General features: G+C 57.5%; 17 protein-coding genes. 9 read left to right on the top strand and 8 right to left on the bottom strand.

Annotated elements, in window-relative coordinates:
• Positions 1 to 264: 264 nt before the first annotated feature.
• Positions 265 to 1,710 carry a hypothetical protein gene (locus KK078_RS09465; protein WP_254090022.1) on the bottom strand — a complete coding sequence of 482 codons (1,446 nt, stop codon included), beginning with the start codon at positions 1,708 to 1,710 and terminating at the stop codon, positions 265 to 267.
• A 138-nt stretch (positions 1,711 to 1,848) separates the two neighbouring features.
• Here KK078_RS09465 and KK078_RS09460 point away from each other — a divergent pair, with 138 nt between their 5' ends.
• Genes KK078_RS09460 through KK078_RS09445 form a run of 4 tightly spaced genes read left to right on the top strand, consistent with a single transcriptional unit; the run spans position 1,849 to position 6,981 of the window.
• A complete protein-coding gene (locus KK078_RS09460; RefSeq protein WP_254090021.1) occupies positions 1,849 to 4,449 on the top strand; it encodes a WG repeat-containing protein in 2,601 nt (866 codons plus the stop codon).
• Positions 4,450 to 4,505: 56 nt separating this feature from the next.
• On the top strand, positions 4,506 to 5,123 hold the full coding sequence (locus tag KK078_RS09455; RefSeq protein WP_254090020.1) for a hypothetical protein: 618 nt from the start codon (positions 4,506 to 4,508) through the stop codon (positions 5,121 to 5,123).
• A 43-nt stretch (positions 5,124 to 5,166) separates the two neighbouring features.
• Entirely contained in the window at positions 5,167 to 5,727 is a 561-nt protein-coding gene (locus KK078_RS09450; protein ID WP_254090019.1) for an SMI1/KNR4 family protein, read from the top strand.
• Positions 5,728 to 5,745: 18 nt separating this feature from the next.
• Positions 5,746 to 6,981, top strand: a complete 1,236-nt coding sequence (locus KK078_RS09445; RefSeq protein WP_254090018.1) for a cation:dicarboxylate symporter family transporter — start codon at positions 5,746 to 5,748, stop codon at positions 6,979 to 6,981.
• On the opposite strand, the gene KK078_RS09440 is transcribed toward KK078_RS09445, so the two are convergent.
• Together KK078_RS09440 and KK078_RS09435 are read right to left on the bottom strand one after the other, a co-directional pair.
• On the bottom strand, positions 6,975 to 7,382 hold the full coding sequence (locus tag KK078_RS09440) for a DinB family protein (RefSeq protein ID WP_254090017.1): 408 nt from the start codon (positions 7,380 to 7,382) through the stop codon (positions 6,975 to 6,977). The genes KK078_RS09445 and KK078_RS09440 overlap by 7 nt on opposite strands.
• 84 nt (positions 7,383 to 7,466) lie before the next feature.
• Complete coding sequence (locus tag KK078_RS09435) at positions 7,467 to 8,336, bottom strand: helix-turn-helix domain-containing protein (RefSeq protein WP_254090016.1); 870 nt, start codon at positions 8,334 to 8,336, stop codon at positions 7,467 to 7,469.
• A 247-nt stretch (positions 8,337 to 8,583) separates the two neighbouring features.
• Between KK078_RS09435 and KK078_RS09430 the strand changes: the two genes are divergently transcribed.
• Positions 8,584 to 9,153: a hypothetical protein gene (locus tag KK078_RS09430; RefSeq protein WP_254090015.1), complete on the top strand. Its 570-nt coding sequence runs from the start codon at positions 8,584 to 8,586 to the stop codon at positions 9,151 to 9,153.
• 21 nt (positions 9,154 to 9,174) lie between these two features.
• Positions 9,175 to 9,723 carry an RNA 2'-phosphotransferase gene (locus KK078_RS09425; protein ID WP_254090014.1) on the top strand — a complete coding sequence of 183 codons (549 nt, stop codon included), beginning with the start codon at positions 9,175 to 9,177 and terminating at the stop codon, positions 9,721 to 9,723.
• On the opposite strand, the gene KK078_RS09420 is transcribed toward KK078_RS09425, so the two are convergent.
• Genes KK078_RS09420 through KK078_RS09400 form a run of 5 tightly spaced genes read right to left on the bottom strand, consistent with a single transcriptional unit; the run spans position 9,724 to position 17,327 of the window.
• Positions 9,724 to 12,471, bottom strand: coding sequence for a hypothetical protein (locus tag KK078_RS09420; protein WP_254090013.1), 2,748 nt, complete (start codon positions 12,469 to 12,471; stop codon positions 9,724 to 9,726).
• Positions 12,437 to 14,839 (bottom strand): hypothetical protein, encoded by a 2,403-nt coding sequence (locus tag KK078_RS09415; RefSeq protein ID WP_254090012.1) that lies wholly within the window; start codon positions 14,837 to 14,839, stop codon positions 12,437 to 12,439. Before KK078_RS09415 ends, KK078_RS09420 begins: the two co-directional genes overlap by 35 nt.
• Complete coding sequence (locus KK078_RS09410) at positions 14,832 to 15,542, bottom strand: hypothetical protein (RefSeq protein WP_254090011.1); 711 nt, start codon at positions 15,540 to 15,542, stop codon at positions 14,832 to 14,834. The genes KK078_RS09415 and KK078_RS09410 overlap by 8 nt, the downstream gene beginning before the upstream one ends.
• On the bottom strand, positions 15,539 to 16,690 hold the full coding sequence (locus KK078_RS09405; RefSeq protein WP_254090010.1) for an AAA family ATPase: 1,152 nt from the start codon (positions 16,688 to 16,690) through the stop codon (positions 15,539 to 15,541). The genes KK078_RS09410 and KK078_RS09405 overlap by 4 nt, the downstream gene beginning before the upstream one ends.
• Positions 16,674 to 17,327, bottom strand: a complete 654-nt coding sequence (locus KK078_RS09400; protein ID WP_254090009.1) for a hypothetical protein — start codon at positions 17,325 to 17,327, stop codon at positions 16,674 to 16,676. The genes KK078_RS09405 and KK078_RS09400 overlap by 17 nt, the downstream gene beginning before the upstream one ends.
• A gap of 291 nt (positions 17,328 to 17,618) precedes the next feature.
• Between KK078_RS09400 and KK078_RS09395 the strand changes: the two genes are divergently transcribed.
• The 3 genes from KK078_RS09395 to KK078_RS09385 all read left to right on the top strand — a co-directional run bounded on the left by KK078_RS09395 (position 17,619) and on the right by KK078_RS09385 (position 21,116).
• Positions 17,619 to 18,944, top strand: a complete 1,326-nt coding sequence (locus KK078_RS09395) for an Ig-like domain-containing protein (protein WP_254090008.1) — start codon at positions 17,619 to 17,621, stop codon at positions 18,942 to 18,944.
• Positions 18,945 to 19,027: 83 nt separating this feature from the next.
• The gene (locus KK078_RS09390) at positions 19,028 to 19,579 is read left to right on the top strand and encodes an RNA polymerase sigma factor (protein WP_254090007.1); all 552 of its coding nucleotides are present in this window, start codon (positions 19,028 to 19,030) and stop codon (positions 19,577 to 19,579) included.
• The gene (locus KK078_RS09385) at positions 19,554 to 21,116 is read left to right on the top strand and encodes a hypothetical protein (RefSeq protein ID WP_254090006.1); all 1,563 of its coding nucleotides are present in this window, start codon (positions 19,554 to 19,556) and stop codon (positions 21,114 to 21,116) included. The genes KK078_RS09390 and KK078_RS09385 overlap by 26 nt, the downstream gene beginning before the upstream one ends.
• The last annotated feature ends 196 nt before the right edge of the window (positions 21,117 to 21,312 follow it).

Genomic DNA, 21,312 nt, shown 5'->3' with positions numbered 1-21,312 from the left:
GGAGGAGGTGCGTAACTTGTGCCTGGAACTGTCGGCAGTTTGCAACTGCCGTCAGCTTTCTGCCCGCCAGTCCAGACTGGCAACAGTAGCAGGCACAAGTCCCGCGCTGCGCGCTAAGACTTGCGCCAGGCGCTGATGTATGTAGGGCTACGCCCCTACCCCCCTTTAGCTTTTTGCTGGCGCAATGCCTTAGACAAAAGAACGGATGCCTTTGGGGGCATCCGCTCTTTATATTATCGGGTTGGTTGACTTCGCTGTGTGTGACTAGAACTCCGTCAGCAGGTTGACGAAGCGTTCGTCGAGCTTGATCAGCTTGGTGGGGGCGAAGTAGCCTACGTTGATAGCGCTGAGGCGCGGGATGACCGCGTTGATCTTTTTGGCTTTTTCTTTTTTGGCTTCGCTGGTGGTGATCTTGAGGATCTTCAGGAAAAGCTGAATGTTTTCGCAGCTGTCTTTGCCGAACAGGCGGATCTGGCGCTGGATGCTGTTGGAGAGCTGGTTGAAGAGCTCTACGTCGTGCATGAGGGTGTATTGCAGGGCGAGCAGCGACTTGATCTCGAGCTGTGCGTACGGATATTTTTTCAGGCTCACGTCGTTGAGCAGGCCGTTGATGAGCTTGGCGGCTTCTTCGAACTTGCCCACATAGTACGACGACAGCGCGCGGTATACCACGTATACGATATGCTTCGGCACGTCCATCGTGTCTACTTCGTAGTCGAGGAAGATGCTTTCGTTCTCGGCATACAGCTCGGCTTCGGTGCCGGTGCGCAGGTGGCGCTCCAGCTTGGAGAGGAGGAACTGCGCGGGGAAGGTGAAGGTGGCGTAGTTCACCATGAGGTTGGCACAGGCGTCGTTCACTTCTTCGTAGTACTTCTCGGCCTGGCGGTATACCTTGTAGTGGTTGTAGTACTCCAGCTTCAGGAACTCGAACACCAGGTTGATGTGGTAGTAGATCGAGTCGAGGTGGTAGCTTTCGAAGATGCGCTGCACTTTGTCGAAGATGTCTTCGATGGACTCGCCTTCCTGGTGCATATTGTCGTCCACCTCTACGAACAGGCGGTGGAAGATGTACATGCAGCTCTGGTACACATACAGACGGTGCGACTCGTAGAGTTTCGCGACGTTCTGCATCTCTTTCATGAGCAGCACCAGGCCCAGCTTTTCTACTTCGCCGCCGTTGAGCATGTAGTCGCCGTACTTTTTGAAGTAGTCGGCCAGCAGGTCCTCGGCCTTGTCAACGGCCAACATATACGCTACGTGGCGGTTGTAGAGCTGCGAGTACTGGAAGTAGTCGGGCGAGTTGATGTTGAGCTTCTTGAGCGACTTGTAGATGATGGTCAGCTCGTTGGCCAGGTCGTAGTCCAACAGCTCTTTTTCCAACTTCTTGAGGGTAGCAACGGAAATGGCCTTCTTTTTCGTGAAGAGGACCTCGTTGATGTTGGCCACTTTGCGCAGCACATCGGTACGGGGGCTTTCCAGCTGGCCCATGAGGTATTCTTCGATCTTCAGGTTCAGGCGTGAGCGGAGGGTGTAATACGCGTTGGCGTTTACATCCAGCTCTGTCATAATTTTGTTGTCGGAAAGCTGCCGCTCCCGGAGAGACCGGAGGAGGTATGCCGACTTTTCGGCGTTGCTTTCAATGAGTGAATCGTAGATTGCTTTGAAGTCCTTTTCCGAAAGTTGCTTAATGATATTCTTTAGTTTCGCCATGAAAGACAGTTAACATTCCCTGAAAATTTACAAAATTTATTACATCCCGCAATATACGCATATCGCGTTACGAAGAATTCTTGCTTTGCACTGAACTTTGTAGTTTTGACCTCTTACGTGTGAGGAAGCGTACGGATCTTGATCAACAAGCTGACTATACTATGCCTGACCCTGCTGGCGCCGGTGTGCCTTTGGGCACAGTTCGCGCCCGAACGTGCGGCCTGGAGCAACCTGTCGCGGCAGAAGTGGGAGCGTGCCTACGAGCAAGGGCGCAAGGCCCTGCACCGCGACAGCGTGAACGCCACGGCCAACTATGTGATGGCCAGCTACTTCTTCACTCCTGAAAACCCTGCTTTCCAGATCGATTCGGCCTATCGGTATACCCTGGCGGCCCAGGCCGACTACCGGCTCACAACCCCGCGGCAGCGCGACCGCCTGAAGCGTTTTCCACTCGACAGCCTCGTGCTGGTGCGCCTGCGCGAGCGCATCGACAGTGCCGCTTTCGGCCGGGCACAAAAGCTCCATACAGAAAAGGCTTATGTCGATTTTCTGGCTTCGTTCCCGGCAGCCCGGCAGCAGGCGGAGGCTCGCGACCTGCGCGACGAGGTGGCCTTTGAGCAGGCGGTGTCGCACAATACGTACCAGGCGTTCGGTCAATACCTGGCCCGTTACCCCGAGGCCCGCCGGGCGCCCGAGGCCCGCAGCCGGTACGAGCAGCTGCTGTACGAAGCCTCGACCCGCGACCAGCACCTGAGCAGCTACGAGCAGTTCGTGCACGACCACCCGGCGTCGCCCTACCGCGCCGAGGCCGAGCGCAACATCTTTGAGATCGCCACGGCGGCGGGCACGGTCGAGCCCTTTATCGCATTCCTCGAAAAATACCCCCACAGCCGCGAGCGCACCGGCGCCCGCAATTTGCTATACCACCTGCTGCCCGAAGACCTGGCTGTAGAGCAACTTCCCCGTGTATTGCAGCACGACTCGCTCGCGCGCGTGCTGAGCGCCGACCACGGATACCTCGTGCCCTTCCTGCACAAGGGATATTTCGGTTTTATGGACGAAGACGGCAAAGAAGTGCTGGACGCTGCAATCGGAGAGCTGGAAAGTGAATATCTGTGCGGAAACATACATGAGGACGTCCTGATCCTGCCCGAAGGGATCATGGCTCGAAACGGGGTCATGCTCTATCGCGGAGCCGTGTCGGGTGTGGACGACCTCGGCGCCGGTTTTTTGCTCGTACAGGGCGATGCGTGTACCCGGGTCGTGCACAAGACCGGATTTGTCCCACTCGACTCGTGCATACAAGAGGCCCGCCTGCTGAGCGGCCGCCTGCTGGCGATCCGCACCGGCGACCACTGGTCGGTGCGCACCCTGGCGGGCAGGTTGCTGCTCGGCGCTTCGTGGGACGATGTGCAGGCCGCGGGCAACGTCGTGATCTTAAAAAAGAACGACAAGTACTGGCTCACCACGGTGGACCAGGTGGCGTGCATTGCCGACCAGCAACCGCTCGGTTTGCGCGATGTCTTTAACGACGTGAAGCCCTGGCCCAACGGGTTGATCTGGTTCCGGGCGGGCTCGCACGAAGGCGTGCTGGGGCAGCACCTCGACATACAGGTGCCGCCGCGCCAGCAACGGTTGGCCCCGGCGTTCTTTGGCGCCCTGGCCACGACCGACGATACCCGGCAGATCCTGTACGACACCCGGCACCAGACGGCAAATCCCTACGACTCCCTCGCGGTGAACGAACCGTGGGTAGCGGCCAAGGCGGCCTACACGTGGTACCTGTTGCTGCCGGCACGCCAGGCAGAAGCGGTGGCCGCCTATGATTCGCTCTTTATGGCGGGGCCCTTTGCCGTGGGCGTAAAGAACGACAGCCTTTTTTCGCATATGACCTCGGGCGCGGTGCTGCCTTTCGACGGCACGGCGCACATCGAGTTTGTGCCCGGGCAGGACTCTTCGGCTTTTCTGGCAGTAGACTATAATAAAGTGCGCACGGTGTATAGCCGCGACGGCCGTAAGCTGTTCAGCGGTGGGTACGACCGCATTCAATATGCGGGGCAGGGCTTGTTCATTGTGTCAAAGAAAGAGAAGAAGGGCCTGGTAACGGACGACGGCAAGCCGGTGCTGCCGGTGGAATACGATGCGATCGGCTCTGCCAGCAACGGCACGGTGTCGCTGCTGCGGGCCATGAAGTTCGGCATGTTCGACATCGTGCGGAAGAAGCTGATCAAGCCGCTCTACGCCAAGAATCTGCAGCCGTATAACGACCAGGCTGTTGTGGCCTTTAAAGACGGGCACTATGGTTTTACCGGGTGGGACAACGACACCCATGCCCCCGGCGAGTTCGGGTTTACCGAGATCAAAGCCTGGAACGACTCCGTTGCGCTGGTGAAAAAGGAATCCGACTGGATGTTGTATAACATCGCCACGCACGCGGTCGTGCTGGACAATATCAAAGGCTACGAGCTGATCCGCGATACGCCCGCAGAAAAGCTCGCCATCATTCGCCAGGATAACCGCTACGGAGTGCTGCACAGCCGGCGGGGCACGATCATTCCCATTACGTACAGCGACATCGTCAATGTAGGCTCGGCGGAGATCCCCATGTACTTCACGGAAAAACATGTGGAGGAGGCTTCGTTGTTCGTTGTTATATACTATCGCCACGACGGGCAGCTCATCCGCAAGGAAGTGTACGATCAGGATGCGTATGAGAAGATCTATTGCTCGGACCTTTAATTTCCTAATGATCCTTCAGTTATATGAAATTGGAGTTTGTCACCTATCGAAAATTTATGGAAAGAGAACCCGCTACAGCGCTGATGGACTTGCTTCGGGAGCGTGGTATCGCCTGCGAGCTGGAAGAGGACAGCGCGGCGCTGGGGGCGGTGTTTGTAGGCCATAACACAGCCAGCTTCTTTCGAGTCAAGTTACGGGCGCAGGACTTCAGTCAGGCGAATGCCCTGCTGGAAACACAAGCGTCGCACGACGTTGTGCAGGTCGATCCAGAGCATTACCTGTTTAGTTTCACCGATCAGGAGCTGCTGGCGCTGCTGGGGGTGCCTGACGAGTGGAGTGAGCTGGACTATCAGCTTGCCCAGCACATTTTGAAAGATCGCGGTTATGCCGTGAACGCTGAAATGCTGGACAAGCTTCGGCAGGATCGTTTACAGGAACTGGCCAAGCCGGACACGAAAAATCGGGTATGGATTTTCATTGGCTACCTGTTTGCGTTTTTGGGCGGTTGGATCGGCGTCATTATCGGATTGCATTTGGTGACGTACAAGAAAACATTGCCGAATGGCCAGCGCCTGCACGATTATACGCCCCGCGACCGTGAGCACGGCCGGTGGATCGTTATTATCGGAGTGACGGTGTTTATTGTCAATGTGCTGTATTGGGCACTCGCATGAGTGTACAGGATTTCTTATTTTAGTAGCCCTAGTTATCTTGATTATGGTTGCAACCTGGCAAAAACTCGAACGCTGGCTGGAAGAGCATGCTGCGCATTTGCTCGACGAGCTCAATCCCGGTGCGCTGCCCGCCGACATTGCCAATGTGGAAAAGGTTGTCGGCGTAACGCTGCCCGCGGCCTTTCGCGATTTTTATAAGGTCCACAATGGGCAGGAGCCCGGTGAAGGGCTGGTTGAAACGGAGGAGCTGTTGTCGACGGAGCGGATCCTGGAGGAGTGGCGCGTCTGGAAAGACCTGCTGGACAACGGCAACTTCCACGGCACACGCTCGGAGCCGGAAGAGGGTGTAAAAGACGACTGGTGGAACCCGTTGTGGATCCCCATTACCTACGATGGCAACGGCAACCACTATTGTATCGACCTCGATCCCGCGCCCGGTGGACGCAAGGGGCAGATCATCCGCATGTGGCACGACGCGCCCGAGCGCCCCATCATTGCCGACTCGTTCCATGCCTGGATCGAAGACTATGTAGGCCAGCTGATAAAAGGAGAATATATATACTCCGCGGAGTGGGGTGGTATCATTCACCGCGAAGACCTCTAACCTGCCACCGCTTGTACCGTGAAGAAAACCGTTAAGGACATTCTGAAGAACCTCACGTTCTGGGTACTGGTGGCCATTGCCGCGGGCGTGGTGCTGGGTATTGCCGATCCGGAGAAGGCCATTCAAATGGAGTTCCTGGGTACACGGTTCATCGACGTTGTCAAGCTCTTTATCAATCCCATCATCTTCCTGACCATTACGCTGGGCATCGCGGCCATGGGCGATCTGAAGAAGGTCGGTAAGACCGGGGGTAAAGCACTGCTATACTTTGAGATCGTGACCAGCTTTGCACTGCTGATCGGCGTGGCCGTGGCGTGGCTCATACAGCCGGGAGGGGGCGTGGATACTTCTCTTGCGCAAGGCGTGTCGATCGACCGCTATGTAAGCCAGGCGAAGAACTTTAGCTGGAAGGAGTTTTTCGAGGAGAATGTCACCCTGAAAGTACTGTTGGCGGCGATCGTTCTGGGCTCGCTCCTGAGCTTATATGCCGGCAAGGAAAAGATCCTGCGGCCCCTGACCGTCGTGTCGAAGTATGTGTTTAAGGCGTTGCACCTGGTGATGTATGCGGCGCCGATCGGTGCCTTTGGCGGTATGGCGTTCACGATCGGTAAGTTCGGGCCTTCCACACTGGTGTCGCTGGCCAAGCTCATGGGCGCGGTATACCTCACGATGGCGATCTTTATCTTTGGTGTGCTGGGGGCGATCTTGTGGATGTACCGCATTCGCGTGTGGCATTTTTTGAAATATATACGGCAGGAACTGCTGATCGTGCTGGGCACGTCGTCCAGCGAAGCGGCGCTGCCCTCGCTGATGGAGAAGCTCGAGCGTATGGGCTGTGCCAAACCGGTGGTGGGCCTGACGATCCCGGCGGGGTATTCGTTCAACCTCGACGGCACGACCATCTACCTGTCCATGGCGTGTATCTTTTTGGCGCAGGCGTATCATGTGCACCTGTCGCTGGACCAGGTGCTGGCATTGATCGGTATTTTGATGGTGACGTCAAAAGGCGCTGCCGGCGTGACCGGCAGCGGCTTCATTGTGTTAGCCTCTACGTTGCAGGCGATTAAGACAATACCCGTAGACGGACTTGCCTTGCTCATCGGCGTGGACCGCTTTATGTCCGAGGCCCGCGCAATCACCAACCTGATCGGCAACGGCGTGGCCACTGTCTGGATCTCCAACAATGAGCGGGCGTTCGACCGCATCGCCATGGAAGAGGCCTTTGCCGAAAAGGCGCCTGCCGGCGATCAGTAGGTATACTCGGGTGGTACCTGGCCGGCGCATCGCAGATACGTCACCGCTTGTCCCCGGTGGTGGGTGATATGATCCAGCGTGGCGTAGAAGCCTGCCAGTGCATGGTCGTTGAATGTTGTCTTTTCCACCGTCGTGGCCAGATCACTGTACATCGTTTTTAAATAGGCTTTTACGTCGGCCTTTGCCGGGGCTGCCGCCGGCGGGTTCCAGTCAGTCTTGACGCCTTTTATATAATTGTCTTCCCACCAGGCAATGCCATAGGCGATGTGGTGCAGCAGCTCGCCAAAATTCCATACCGTATTGACCGGTTTAAAAGCATACTCGCCGGCGGGCATGGCTTCTGCCACGGCCAGGGTATAGTCGCGGGAATGATCGAGGAGGTTCAAAAGATGTTTGTTCATAACTATTATATGATTTTGTGATGACACAAAACTACCGGGTGGCGAGAAGAGGCATTTGAGGAATCTTGCTATTTCCGGCAGCGCTTAAAAAAGCGGAAGCACTGTGGCGGCGGGTGTGGCTGTGCGGAATTTCGCCGGCGGCAGGCCATACCGTTGATGAAACGACTTGGTAAAATGCTCCAGGCTGTTGAAGCCCGAGGCAAAGGCAGCGTCGGCCACCGGCAGGGTGGTGTTGCGCAGTATCATTTCCGCATGTTTCAACCGGGTAAGGAGCAGATATTGATGGGGTGCGGAAGACGTAAAGGACTTAAAGATGCGGCTGAAGTGAAACGGACTGACGCAGCAATGCTGCGCGAGCGCGGTAAGCGAGATGTCTTCCGTAAAATGCGTGGTGATGTAAGCCTTTGCAGCCTCGATCGTTTCGAGGTGGTTCTTTTTGAGCCGGGCGTCGATGCGCGTGTCGGGTGTATAGTCAGCCACCCTGGGCAGTACTTCGCGTACGATGTCGAGCACACATTGGTCGATCTCCAACGTACTGGCGGCGCGAGTTATTACCTGATGAATGATGTGATGGTGTAAAAACTCGAGCGAGGCGTCGGTTTTGGCCAGCAGTGAATGGATGTCGTTGTCGGTAAAGAAACGCAGGCCGCCGTGGTACTCCAGTAACGCGCGAAAGAAGTTGTCGGTGAATTGAAAGATGGTGCACTCGTCGGGTATGCTGTGCGTGTGCGTAATGGTGCGTTCGGTGCCGGGCTTGGTTACGATAACACAGCCGGTGTAAGAGTCCATGGAACGGCGAAAGACATTATACAGGAAATTCCCCTTGCGTACAAAGCTAATGCAAAAAGAGTCGGCATACTCCGGTTTCGTGGTCGTGCACGACGTGCAACGGCAGCGGAAATCGATGACCTGGTAGAAGTCCGAGCGATAGAGTGTATGCAGGTCTGCTTCCATGGTTCAGTGAAAATACACACTTTCTTGTTGAACAATTCAAAAACTTGGCTACCTTTGTTCTATGAAAATGAAACAACTCCTATTTAATCCCGCGGTGATCCGTGTTCGTGCCGACAAGCACGACTCTTCCCGGAGTTGTATACATGAATGATTAATAGCAAAAATCATCATATAGAAAGCCCGGGCACCACTGTCCGGGCTTTTTTATTGTACAAATGATTTTAAAACATAGATAGAAACCACCACCATGACCCATATTGAAACGATACTCAGGACCATAGAACGGGAGCTGATCCGCACCTACGCCGTGCTGGACGCCTGGTTCGATGAGGAGCCGGGTGTGCTGCAATATCTTCCTGCGGGAGGTGGCCGTTGTTGTAGCCAAATGCTTGAACAGCTCATGCACGCCAACGGTAACCTGTTGTCTTCCATCGAGATGGCTTGCCGTGAAGCACGCACGCGTGCAGCCGAAGCGGCGGTTGCCCACACAACCGATTGGAGCCGTTACGCCCAGCTCGAAGCCGTTGCCCAGGAACGCTGCATGCATACCGTGCATACTAGCGCAGCGACTCAAACATTGTCGCACGACGATGTACGGAGCCGCATGCGTATGCAGCTCGGCACATGCCTGGAGCACCTCGACGTCCTGTGCCACGGCGAAGGCACACTGTATAAAATAACGTTGCCCCTGCAGGAGCCCCTCACCCTGGATGTATACCAGCACCTGTACTTCCTGGCCCACTTTGGCCGGAGCCATGTACCGATGCTGGAAGAAAATAAAGCCGAGTTCGCGTTGCTGGGGCGCAACCTGAACTAGTACTTAACGCTTTGATACTGTATGATGACGGAGAAAGAAAATACCCGCATCAGTAAATACCTCAGCCTCGTGTTGCGTCATGCACCCGAGGCTGCAGGCATTACCCTCGACGAAAACGGTTGGACCGATGTCGGGATCTTGTTGAAACAACTAACGATCAACGGATACCCCGTGTCTCCGGCCGGGCTCGATCACGTTGTAACGTCAAACAATAAACAACGATTTATCTATAATGAAGACCGCACCCGCATTCGCGCCAGCCAGGGGCACTCCGTAGCCATCGATCTGGCGTATGCCGAACGTGAGCCTCCGGCCGTACTATATCACGGTACCGCTGAAGCGTTTTTGTCTTCCATACTGGAAACCGGCCTGGATAAACGCAGCCGTCACCATGTGCATTTGAGCGCGGAGGATGAAACGGCCCGCCGCGTGGGGCAACGCCACGGCAAACCGGTTGTGCTGGTGGTCGACGCCGCGCAGATGCGTGTGGATGGCTATACGTTCTTTTGCTCCGCCAACGGCGTGTGGCTTACCGAGCAGGTGCCGGCCGTCTATCTGCAGCGGCAGTAGTTATTCGTCCCGGTCGGCGGTGTGCAGGCTCGTGCTGCCGTCCTGGTATACCAGGGCGAAGCGATCTTTCTTATGTGTCGTTAGCAGGGAAACGATCGGCTTGCGGGGCTCGATCGTATATACTTCTTTGGGTTTTCCGTCGGGTACGTAATATACCGTGGCCTGATGGCGTCCGGCCAGCACAAAGTGATCGCTGGAAATGAAGCAGGCATCGACCGGTGTCGCGGCGAAATAGTCGTCGGCGGTGAGCAGTGCTGCGCCCAGCTGTTCTTTAAACAGCATGCTGCCACTGGGAGTGGAGATAATGATATAGGGATTGGCATAGGCCGGTGCCAGCGTGATGCGGAGGATGGTGTCCGCCAGGTGGTGTACATAGATCTCGCCGTCTTCGAAGATCTCGACCAATCGATTGTCGATGCCGATATAAAATTTCTGGTTGCGGTAGGGTGTATGGATCACCGGGTTGGCGGGCTGGGTCATGATGAACTCGCTCAGCTTATACTCCCGGGGGTACTTCAGGGCGAACTCGGGCGTATAATACAGCAAGCTTACGCTGTCGTTTTGATTCTTGACGACCACAACGTCACCGTCGGGTTTAAAGGTATAGCCGACGGCGTCGGCCGGCAGCTTCGCGGGTGTGGTAATGATGAGCTCGTCGTCGAAATGTTTCGACCGGGGCAGCACCAGGTCTTTGAAGGCCACGCCGTGCGTGTTGTGTAAGAGTACCTGGTGACTGTTATACGGTTCGGTGATGAGCGTGACTTGGTTATCCTGCCGGATGTGGTCGGGCCAGCCGTGGTATTCTATATAGCCATACCAGTTGCCGCGGGCCAGCTGCAGGTAGTGACCTTCCACGCCGAGGATCAGGAACTGGTTACGATGGCAGACCGCCTTCAGCCATTTTGTTTTAGGATCCAATCGCCACAGGGCGGCTTGCTCTTCGCGCAGGCGTTCCTGTTGCAGGTTGATATACCGGCGGGTGTCGGCGGCCAGCAGCCGATCTGCGGGGTGAAAATGCTCCAGTAAGGTCAGGTTACCGGGCTTGCCTTGCTGTACTTGTTGTCCGACAATGGTATAGGCCAGTCGCCGGGAGGCATTGTATGCTTCGCCGCGTAATTGTTTTTTCCGCGCGAGGTTGGCAAGCACCTGTAAAAATGTATCGTGCTTGTCTTCGGATGTTTCGGTGTAGAGGGTTTGCAGCTGGCGCGGTAAGTCGTCGTCGTCGCTTTGTGCCAGCAAGCCCAGGTAAGATTGCAGGCACGCTTCTGCTTGTCGCGACTCGGTCCATCCACGGAGCAGGATGTCCTGCGCCTGCGTACGTTGCTCCAGCTTATGCTGGGTGATGCGCGCGGCATCCAGGTAGTCGCCGCTGTCCAGCGCCTGCTGCACACTGCGGGTATACTGGTTGGCCGCGTGCTCGGGCAGCTGCGCCTGCTGGTATAGATCACCGGCCTTTTCGTGTTTCCCAAGCTCTTTGTACAACTCGATGGCATCGAGCAACAAACCGCCGCGCTCCAGGCACCCGGCGGCGGCCGGTATATTTTTGACATGATCTCTGTACAGCGTGGCGGCGTCGCGGTAGAATCCACCTTGTTCCAGTACGTTGGCCGCCGAAGAAAAATCGTGCAGCAGGTGGGCGTATATATACGCCGCTTTTTTAAAGTCGCCCCGGGCGGTGGCTTGCCGTGCGGCATCCAGGTATTTTTGCCGTAGTGTATAATATTGGTCGTCTATCTGCCACACATCGCCGCCACTGCCGCCGTGGATCCACCCGATGTCAAAGCGCATGGCATCGCGGCGGTTCAGGCTCGATGTGGGCGGCACGGTGCCGCGGTGCGCGTAGGGATTGTCCAGCGGTATGGCGTAGCGCAGGGCTTCGTCCATGTTTTCATCAAAGAGCAATACCAGGCGGTTGATCTCGTTCCGGCGCTTGCGCTCCAGGTCTTCCAGGCTTTCGCGCATCCATTGGATAAAGCGACCGAATAGCCCCGGCGTATGGTCTGGGTTTGCCAACCTCTCGTTGGCTTGTCGCCCGGCTTTCTGTCTGTCTTCTTCGGATAGGAATCTGGACGCGTGCTGTTCCAGTTTGTCCAGCGTTTTTTCGATCGCGGATAAGGCTGCCTTGAGCAGTTTTCGCTTGACCTTGTCCGGCCACGATTCGGATGACTTCTCGTGCTGCGAAGGAGGAATATCGTGGAGTGGCCGGCGGTCCGGGGCCTGGAGTATATCTGCGACAGTTGGCGGAACAATGCGGATGTTCACCAGGGGTGGCCGTGTGGGATTGCCTTCCTGGGCGAGTGACCATGCGGTAGACGGCCCGGGTATAAAATCCAGAAGCGTGGAGAGGTCCAGCCGGTCGGCAGACTCAAATCCAACAAGCCCGATACGGGGGTGGAACACCTGCACATCCCACAATAGGATTTGCTGCAGCTCATCGTCGGCTAGTGCCGGTGTTACGGTGGCGTGCAGGGGCAGGTAAAGCCGGCCGTCGCTCAGGCCGTAGAGCTCGGCCTGTGTGCCGGTGGGCGGTATAGCGGTATCTTCGGGAAGGATGACAAACAATCCCCCGGCGGCAATGGAGTGGATAGACTCCGGCATGACATAGCATGCCAACAGGGTGGGATCGATGCCCCATGCACCCATCTCTTGCAGCCAGGCCAGGGGCTCGTGGCCGCGGAGCAGCGCTGCGCGAGGTGTATGGCGCGGTTGCTCGTTATAGCGAAGCCCGATCGTGCTGGGTGATGTCATCGATAAAACGTTTTATATACTTTTCATAAAAGACGTCGACCGGCAGTCGTGTCAACTTTTCGTCCCGGATAAAATACGGGGAGCCGCAGACGTATCCATCGCTCGACCAGCATGTTACCGATGGATCGAGGGTGAGCACCAGGGTAACGGCAGGTATACCGGCTTTTCCGCTCTCGAGGTGGAGCAGTCCGCGCGAGTCGCCATAGGCCCGGCTGCCGTTCGGCCAGTGGAACGGGTAGAACCGTACGGCAGGGTTTTCGGTCAGCGCGCACCCCTTGCCGGGTGTTGCCTCGTAATGCGATTCCAGCGGTTTGTCATCCTGCGTTGGTCTCAATGCTAACGTGCCATCCCCGTCCGGGCGCAGGATCTTTTTATTGATCAACAGGTATCCTTCCGGGGTCGCTACGACACTCCGCACATGTTGCAGGACGTTTGATCTCACGTTGGTAAAACGGCGCATCTCCGGGAGGGAGAACGTGTCGTTTTCATACCGGTAGCGCCCCTGCGTTTTCGCAATCGCGCTGTGGCCTCTGACCTCTTCCAGGGCCAATGCCGTTTTGAGCTCTTCGTCGGTGGCCAGGCGGGCGTGTAAACAATTCACCCCGATCAGACCGTGCCGGCCCTGAAAGCAGATGTATCCGTTATGAAGGAGAAACGCGGCGCTTATCGGCTGTCCGCTCAGGTCCATGTGCACGTAGGTGGTGTGCTTCAGATCGAATTTATAGTAATGCAGTTGTTGGTCTGTGGTGTCGAACGCCAGCATGCTCAGGAAACCTTCCTCGCCCGTAAAAAAGAGATACCAGTTGCCGTGGATGTGGTGTAACAGCTCGGTGGCGCCGTGCTGGCGATCGTGCCAGTAGAGCAGCCGTTTGGCGTGGGTGACGCAGTACACCGCCGTGGGCGTTTGATAGGCCATCTGCGGCGTAGTGGAAAGCTTAACGGGTGGAAAGTACAGCGGCACCGGGTGTGTTTGCAGAAAGGTCGGGGGTGTTTCGACCCGGGTGGTGTCCGCGTTTTTTTGTTGCTTCAGCAGGAGGTCGCCCAGGTCGTAGGTGGCGCTGTTGAGCAACTTACGCCGTCCGTTCCGCAGGGCATAAAAGTGCAGGGTGCCCTGCCGGCTTACGGTGATCAGGAACTGGAGCTGCTCGCGTGCCGTGCGGAAGCGCGCTTCAAAGCCGGGGTCGAGCAGGGCTTCTTCGTCGGTGATCAGCAGGTAGTCGGCATCTTCGTCAAAGCCGCCGCGGCGGATCACATTTTCCAATGCGGCACCGCAGTGCAATGCGCCATCCAGTTGTTCGAGGGCATGAACAATGCCGGCATGACCCGACAGGTCGAGTGGTGCATGGGTCTCACCCCCTAACGCGACGGCGTAGGCCGTGGTATGCGGCGGCAGCTTTTGTGTACACGCGAGGGCAGCCGATACGGCAAAGACGCGGGGTATACCCCAGAGCAACAGTGTGGTGTCGAGCAGAATGACCCGTTGGCGGTGCACGCGGTCGGGTGGCTCTTCGCGGCGCAGGTAGAGCGCTTCGTTGTTCACCAGCCTGGCCGTGAGCATGGCGTCGTCGTGGGCCAGCTCGCTTAACAGCAGCCGGTCGAGGTCGCCGCGGGTACTGATGTCGGCATAACCGCCCAGGGGCAAGTCGCCGGCGGCATCGGTGTGCATGGTGATGTGCAGGGCGGCCACGAGCCGCTGTGTAAGGCGTGCAACGCCTTCGGTCTTCGGGTCGCTCAGGAGCTGGCGCAGGAGGTCGTCGGCGGGAAGCTCGGGTACGCTGACGGCCACTTCGGGCAGGGTGTCGAGGCCGGTGCGCAGGCGCAGCAACAGCGACGCCGTGGTGGGAAAGCGCCTGGCGGCATCGCGCAGGCCATCGGTGTTGACTTCGTTATACGTCGCCGTCGGATTTTCCTGTAAAGCCTGTGCATCCAGGCGGCCGCTGCGAAATTCATCCAATACCGATCGTGCATGATCGGGTGGAACGGCAGGCCATGCGTCGCGGAAGATCTCTTGCAGCAGCAGGCCTTTGCGCGCGCCGGTGCGCCATTCCGCCGGCAGTCCCTGGATCACGCGCAGGAGCTGCGTTATGTCGGGGCCGGCTACCGGCGTCCATGCATGCAACCGCTGATAAGGCATTGTGTTTTCGATGCCGTCGGGCGCTTCGTGGCAAGCGTAGAGTATATACAGCACGCACGGCAGGGGCGGAAAACCCTGGTCCGTGAGGTACTGCAGCAGGAGCAGGAGCTCTTCGCGAAAGGTGATGGTCTCGCCCGTGCCAAATTCGACTACGTCCTGGTCGGCGCTCCAACGCCACAACGCCCCTTTGCCGGGCCGGAAATAATGAACGGTACGTTCGATGATATCATCCATGGGACAACTGTGTTTGTGTATGCCGCACGGCGCTGCGCGAGGCGGCTACAAATTGTGTATGGAGGATCCGTTGCCAGTGGCCGGCGGTGTCCAGGTATATGATCGCGTCGTGCTGTGGGTTGAGCCGGCGCGCAGTCAACGCGCCCAGGAACGGTGCTTCAAAGTCGAAGCCGGCGGGCAGTACCAGGTCGTGCTGTCGCCAGCAGGTCTGGCCCGGCAGCGGCGGGAGGGGCGTGCCGAGGATCAACGCTTCGTGCCGTTCGGAGACGGCAAAGCACAGGCGCGCCAGGCGTGCCGAGGGGGCCGTGACCACATAGTCCCGCCACACGTCAAAGGGTACGAGCAGCGCCGCGCTTTCGTGATCGTTTGACGACGGCACGAGCCTGACGGTATACCGTGCCTGGACTACGCCCGGCAGGGCCGACACCGGCGGCGCCACCGGCATAAAGTCGGTCAGCTTCTGCCACGCCAGGGTGGGCAGCTTGCCGGTAGGCGTTACGTGGCCTATCGGAAAAAGCACGCCGTCCGCATCCGCCATATACCGTTGCTGCGCCGGCAGTTGCCACACGGCCTTGTCGGCCGGGCCGTCGATGCGCAGCCACAGCCAGGTGCCGTCGCCGGCGGCCTGTAACCGGGGCAGGTGGCGCACCGTGGCGAGCGCGGGCGCATCGGTGGGGCGAAGGGTAAAGACGTACTCTTTCATGTGTGTTGCAGTACTTTTTTCCACAACGCCTCGATGGGCGTTTGCACATAGGCCCGTTGGGTGTCGTTGGCGATCCAGGCGCTGCGGCCGTTGAGGTACCGCAGGCGGTCTTTGATGACCGACCGCTCGCTGGCGGGCAGGTCGGGCAGCTCCCACCGGAGGGACAAGGCGATGACTTCCCGGTATAATGCGTCGGCGTCGGGGCCGGTGCGCACGGTGGCGCGTGGATGTTGCTCCGGCTCGTCTGCGCCGGCCTCCAGCGCCGTGTTGACCATACCGGCGATTAGTTCGATCTGCTCTTCGGTATCCCAGATGTAGCGCAGCACCCACAGGTCGGTCACGATCGCCGTAGTGCGTTTGCACAGCAGGGCGCTCGCGGCGATGAGCCGTTGTAGTTTAACGGCGCGGCGGTCGGATACCGGCACGCCGGCCTGCCGCAGCTGCCGGATCAGGTCGAGGTATACCGGTATGATGGGTTGCAGGTCCACCTGGCTGCTCAGCTGCTGTAAGGCGGTGAGCTCGTCGTGGGCGATCATCGGCGCCGCGGGTGCGGTGGCCTGTTCCATCTGCCAGCCGGCTTGCAGCACCTGGCTAAGCAACGCAGGGTCTACATAATCACACCGCACGCGCAGCAGGAAGCGGTCGAAGAGCGCCTGCAAGGCTTCGTCTTCGGGCAGGTGGTTGCTGGCGCCCACGATCATCAGGGCCGGCAAGGCGCGTGTTTCGCGGCCGCGGCGGAAGATGCGTTCGTTGAGGATCAGGAGCAAGCTGTTCAGGATCGCGCTGTTGGCATTCAGCAGCTCGTCGAGGAAGATGAGGTTCGCCTCGGGCAACATGCCTTCGGTGTTTGTGACCAGCTCGCCTTCGCGCAGCTTGCGGATATCAAACGGACCGAAGAGCTCGTTCGGCTCGGTGAAGCGTGTTAACAAATACTCAAAGGTCTTGCCGTGCAGCAGGTTTGCCAGGCCCCGGACCATGGCGCTTTTGGCGGTGCCGGGAGGACCTAGTAAGAACAGATTTTCGCGGCCCGCCAGGCAGATGCCCATCAGGTCGATAATATCATCTTTTCCCACAAAGGTCGTTTTTAAGTGCTCCAGCACGGCATTCAGTTTGTCGACCAGGTGGTTTTTATCAAGTGTTGTCTTCATACAGGGAAGAAGGGATAGTCGTGTTCAGCTCAGCGTCCGGCCACAGCGTGGCGGCATGATCTCCTAACGATGCCTGCACGGCTTCGCGTACCTGCGCGTGGCGCAAGGCGGTCTTATCGCGGGCGCGGATCACCCGGTCGACATACGCCTGCCGCAGGGAGGGATGCGCCCACAGCGGGTCCAGGTCAACGTCACCCTCGACGGCAATGCCTACGGTCGAGAGCGGCCAGCGCTGGGCGATGCGTTGGAGGTATGTCAGTAAGATATCGTCGGGGGCGAGCCCTTTGGCCAGCCAGGCGAGGTCCCGCAGGTAGCGCAGGCACAGGTCGGCGGAATAGAGGGCCGCGGCGGTGCGCGGGCCGGTATAGTCGGCGAGGAGGTTGGCGAGGGATGTGTCGTCGAGGTCGCGCAGCGCGACGGCCTGTACGGATCGGTACAGGTAGAATGCGCCCCAGCGGGCCGCGGCGCTGTCAAAGGCCGGCGCCGTGTGGGGCATGTCCGGTACGTCGAGGTCGTAGCACTGTTTCAGCAGGGCATCGGCGGTCTGCTCGTCTTCGTCCGAGAAGGGTTGGATGCGGGATTCGATGGCCACATCGCCGTGTGTAAACAAATCTTGCAAAAACGTTGAAAGCTCCATCGCGCACGCTTTCCCGAAAGGAGGGATCGCATCTTGTAAAATTAACCGATCGGCGCGAATGCCGGTTCCCTTCACGACGGGAATGGTACATGCGTCGATAAAGACCTTAAATACCCGATTTTGTCGGGCGTCAGCTGATTCATACAAGTGTACCCCCACGACAATGGGGTATTTTTAGAAAAAAGCAAAAATTCTAATCATACTTCCAACCATTTTGCCAGGCTTCCGGACTATGGTATTGTACGTACACAATTTGATCTATCGTATTAAAAATATAAAACATTACAAACCATGTTATTCCCTGTTAAAAGCATTATACGACGTAGCCTCCTCGTGGCGGGGCTGGCGCTCGCGGCGCAAGCGTGCGACGAAATGAGCGGCGACGTTATTCCCACGGAAGAGGAAATCGACCAGGCGGTCGACCTCGACGCAGCCCTGGCGGTAAACGGTCCCGTGCTGGTAGACCTCGTACAAGCCGCTAAACTTACCGGTGCCGCGACGATCTCGATCGTACAGGAACCGACCAAAGGGACGGTGTCTATCCTCAGCAGCGCGCTGCTGATGTATACCCCGAACAAGGATTTTACCAATGGCACCGACCAGGTGATCTATTCCGTGTGTGCCGGCGGTAACTGCGACGAAGGCACGATCGATTTTACCTATGTGTCAGACGAGACAAAGTGTTACAGCATGGCCGTGCCCGACCTGGGCTACGGTAAGCCCACCGATCCGCAGATCATCGTGGATGTGTTGGAGAACGATATCCTGTGTGATGATCAATTCGATGTGTCCACATTGAAGGTTGTGAGCCAACCGACGGCGGGCGAGGCGAAGATCATCGACGGCCTGTTGTTCTATTATCCGGTTACCGACTATGCGGGCCCGATCTATATTGTGTATAGTGTGGCCGGCCGCGCGAATCCGAATACGTTGTATTACGGCATGGCTTCGATCTCGGTACAGCCGGAGGTCATTACGCTGCAGGCGGTGAACGATGCGTTCCATTATACCGCCGCGGAGTATGCCGCGCTGCTGGAGGCATCGCCGGGCAATCAGATCACCTACCCGCTGTCGGCGATCTTCGGCAACGACCAGATCGGCAACCTGACGTACATCGAGCTGGACGTGGAAATCGTCGATGCGCCCGCGCACGGTACCGCCCGCTACGAGCAGAACGAAGTGTTCCGTTACACCCCTGCGGAAGGCTATCGTGGTTCTGACAGCTTTGTGTACAAGATCTGCTACGACGGACAATGCTCACAAGCTACCGTCAGTATCGACGTCGCCGAAACGCAGCCGTTGCGGGCCGTGGCGGATGAGATCGTCTACACGCACGCACAATACCTCGACATGATCGGAACCTATGGTGCATTGAATATACCGATCGACAACATTTTCGGCAACGACGTACTGAACGATGTGCCGGTGAGCCAGCTTCAGGTCACGACACCGCAGCAGCCGTACAGCGGATCGATCCAATACTTTTCGCTGGAAATGTTCAAGTTCACGCCGAACAATCACTTTGATGGGAGCGAGAGCTTTATCTATATGATCTGTCACGACGGCCAATGCAGCGAAACGGAAGTGACGATCACGGTCACCGACTGGCCGCAATAGAGAAACATGAACACAGAAACCGTTAAACCCTAGCAATCTATATAAGTCCACGCGGTGTATGCCGTGTGGACTTCCTGGTAACTATGGAAGCACATTGGATCGCCGGTTGCAGGCAAGGTCATCGCGGAGCGCAGGAGCAGCTGTACCAGCATTACGCCCCCAAGGTTATGGGTGTATGCCGGCGCTATGCTACTACGGGTGAGGATGCCAAGGATATATTCCAGGAGGCCTTTATCAACATCTATAAGTCGTTGCAAAAGGAGCAGACGTACGAGTCGCTCGACGCCTGGATCCGCAAGGTGACCGCCAATACGGCGATCAGTTACTACTACCGCCACAAAAAATACCAAAAGCAAATTTCGACCGATACCATCGTGCACCGCGACGATAACAACTACGACCACATTCTGAGCGAGCTGCGCAAGGAAGAGCTGCTCCAGCTCATCGATGGGTTGCCGGTGGGCTGCAAGCACATTTTCAACCTGTACGTGATCGAAGGGTATACCCACAAGGAGATCGCGGTGTTGATGAATATATCGGAAGGTACTTCCAAGTCACAGTTATCGCGTGCCAAGGATTTAATGAAGTCTAAACTTAACGGATCGGATCATGTCGCATACAAACGAGTTGTCTGATATGAATGATTTTGAAAAGCCATTCCGGGATGCGCTGACAGACCTGGAAGTTGCGCCGCCCGCGGGTGGGTGGCCCCCTATTGAAGCGGCGCTCGACCGGAAAGGATTTGACTACCGTACTTATGGTTTGTTGTTATTGCTGCTGTTGTTGATCGGTGCCGGTTCGTTGGTGACGTATCACGTGGCGACCCACGTTGTGGAGCAGCAACGGGTACCGAGGGCGGTGCAACACGCGGAATCCACGACGGCAACATCGCAGGCTCCGGGCACGTTAACCCTGCCTGGCGTGGAAGTGCCGTGTATGGATGCCACACCGGTTGCCGGTGCGCTGGCAGATCAAGAAGCGGGCAACATGCCTGCCGAAAGCCGCTCGGGAACTGTACAACAAGATCCGAATATTGAAATAGCCTGCACGCCCCGGGTTGACGCCGGCGAAGGATATACGCATGCATTGGCAGACAACGATCGGGAAGAACAGCAACACCCCACCGTTATGCGCGCTGCTGACGATAAGACCACACCGCTGGGAATGGGCGCTGCGCGCAACCGCGTGATCCGGCGTAAGCGTCCGGGTGTAGCGCAACACCCGTTCGATACGGTCTATGCGCGTGCTTCGTATATTGACAGAACGGAAATGGCCGGGCGAGGTAGCGATACCGATACCGAACGTGGCCAAGGCCCGGAAGGCGACAGCGTTATTCGCGCGCACAACGGTCCGCCGATGCCGGTACGCAAACGCACGCCGTCGCCCGATGGGCTGGCACTGACGCCACTGGATAGCCTGAAGCGCCTGCGCGAAGCGGAGAACAGAACACGTGTTTCGGGACGGGATTCTGTGGAGGAAAAGAAACGCCCCGAACGCAAGCGGAGCAAATGGTCGCTGCAAGTGCAAGCCGGTGCGAACTATACTTTCAAGAAAATGGATCCCGCAAAGGACCTGTACTATGTTACCGGGCTCAATAACAAAAACCGGCCTTCGTGGCGCAATACGGGCTATCAGCTTGGCGCTACCGCGCGGTATCCGCTGGCGCGGCGCACGACGCTGACGGCCGGCATCTCGTGGAATATGCTGCGCGAACACACCGACTATAATTATTACAACATCATCGCCGACAGCGTGGAGGTGCAACAGATCGCCGGCAAGTCGATCGAGGTCAATGCGTACTCCAAGGTTCGCCGCAACGATGTGACGAATACCTTGCATTACCTCGGCGTGCACGTGGGCCTGGTCCAGCAGGTTACGTTCCTGCGGCATGAGCGCAACATTTTGCTGGCGCTCCATGTCAACCGACAAGTCGCGGCTACGAACCGCACGCAGCATGCGGACCACCGGTTTACGGTGAATGATATGCGGATCGCGGTGCGCGCGGGGTTGGAAAACCGGATCACGTTATCGCCTGACTATACGCTCACGCTGACGCCTTTCCTGGAGCAGTCGTTTGGTTCGGTGTATTCGGAGGAAAGTGTTTATACGTTGCGGCCGGTACAGGTGGGGTTGGATGTGGGGTTGATTTTGCCGTTTTATAAACGGCGTTGATAACGTTGGGGGCTTTTGAGTTGTGCTGGTTTGCGTTGACGGTGGGGTTATATAGTGGGCCAGGTTACGACGTGGCCGTTGGGGGGTCGGAGACCCCCCGCCATGCTGGGTCCCAGTCGCACGCCCATCGCGCGGAACACCTTCACCCGACTGTTTTTTTTTTTGTCGCGGCGCCCGCCCCCTCCCGCGCAGGCGG

The sequence above is a fragment of the Dawidia soli genome (assembly GCF_018598185.1).
Lineage (GTDB): Bacteria > Bacteroidota > Bacteroidia > Cytophagales > Cyclobacteriaceae > Ohtaekwangia > Ohtaekwangia soli.
Note: the sequence above shows the minus strand (reverse complement) of the source record. Positions and strands in the feature narration are given on the sequence as shown.

Excerpts from the sequence above, each read along its gene's own strand:
- KK078_RS09465 (WP_254090022.1), bottom strand. The coding sequence starts at position 1,710 with ATGGCGAAACTAAAGAATATCATTAAGCAACTTTCGGAAAAGGACTTC.
- KK078_RS09455 (WP_254090020.1), top strand. The coding sequence starts at position 4,506 with ATGGAAAGAGAACCCGCTACAGCGCTGATGGACTTGCTTCGGGAGCGT.
- KK078_RS09450 (WP_254090019.1), top strand. The coding sequence starts at position 5,167 with ATGGTTGCAACCTGGCAAAAACTCGAACGCTGGCTGGAAGAGCATGCT.
- KK078_RS09440 (WP_254090017.1), bottom strand. The coding sequence starts at position 7,382 with ATGAACAAACATCTTTTGAACCTCCTCGATCATTCCCGCGACTATACC.
- KK078_RS09435 (WP_254090016.1), bottom strand. The coding sequence starts at position 8,336 with ATGGAAGCAGACCTGCATACACTCTATCGCTCGGACTTCTACCAGGTC.
- KK078_RS09430 (WP_254090015.1), top strand. The coding sequence starts at position 8,584 with ATGACCCATATTGAAACGATACTCAGGACCATAGAACGGGAGCTGATC.
- KK078_RS09425 (WP_254090014.1), top strand. The coding sequence starts at position 9,175 with ATGATGACGGAGAAAGAAAATACCCGCATCAGTAAATACCTCAGCCTC.
- KK078_RS09420 (WP_254090013.1), bottom strand. The coding sequence starts at position 12,471 with ATGACATCACCCAGCACGATCGGGCTTCGCTATAACGAGCAACCGCGC.
- KK078_RS09415 (WP_254090012.1), bottom strand. The coding sequence starts at position 14,839 with ATGGATGATATCATCGAACGTACCGTTCATTATTTCCGGCCCGGCAAA.
- KK078_RS09410 (WP_254090011.1), bottom strand. The coding sequence starts at position 15,542 with ATGAAAGAGTACGTCTTTACCCTTCGCCCCACCGATGCGCCCGCGCTC.
- KK078_RS09405 (WP_254090010.1), bottom strand. The coding sequence starts at position 16,690 with ATGAAGACAACACTTGATAAAAACCACCTGGTCGACAAACTGAATGCC.
- KK078_RS09400 (WP_254090009.1), bottom strand. The coding sequence starts at position 17,327 with ATGGAGCTTTCAACGTTTTTGCAAGATTTGTTTACACACGGCGATGTG.
- KK078_RS09395 (WP_254090008.1), top strand. The coding sequence starts at position 17,619 with ATGTTATTCCCTGTTAAAAGCATTATACGACGTAGCCTCCTCGTGGCG.
- KK078_RS09390 (WP_254090007.1), top strand. The coding sequence starts at position 19,028 with ATGGAAGCACATTGGATCGCCGGTTGCAGGCAAGGTCATCGCGGAGCG.
- KK078_RS09385 (WP_254090006.1), top strand. The coding sequence starts at position 19,554 with ATGTCGCATACAAACGAGTTGTCTGATATGAATGATTTTGAAAAGCCA.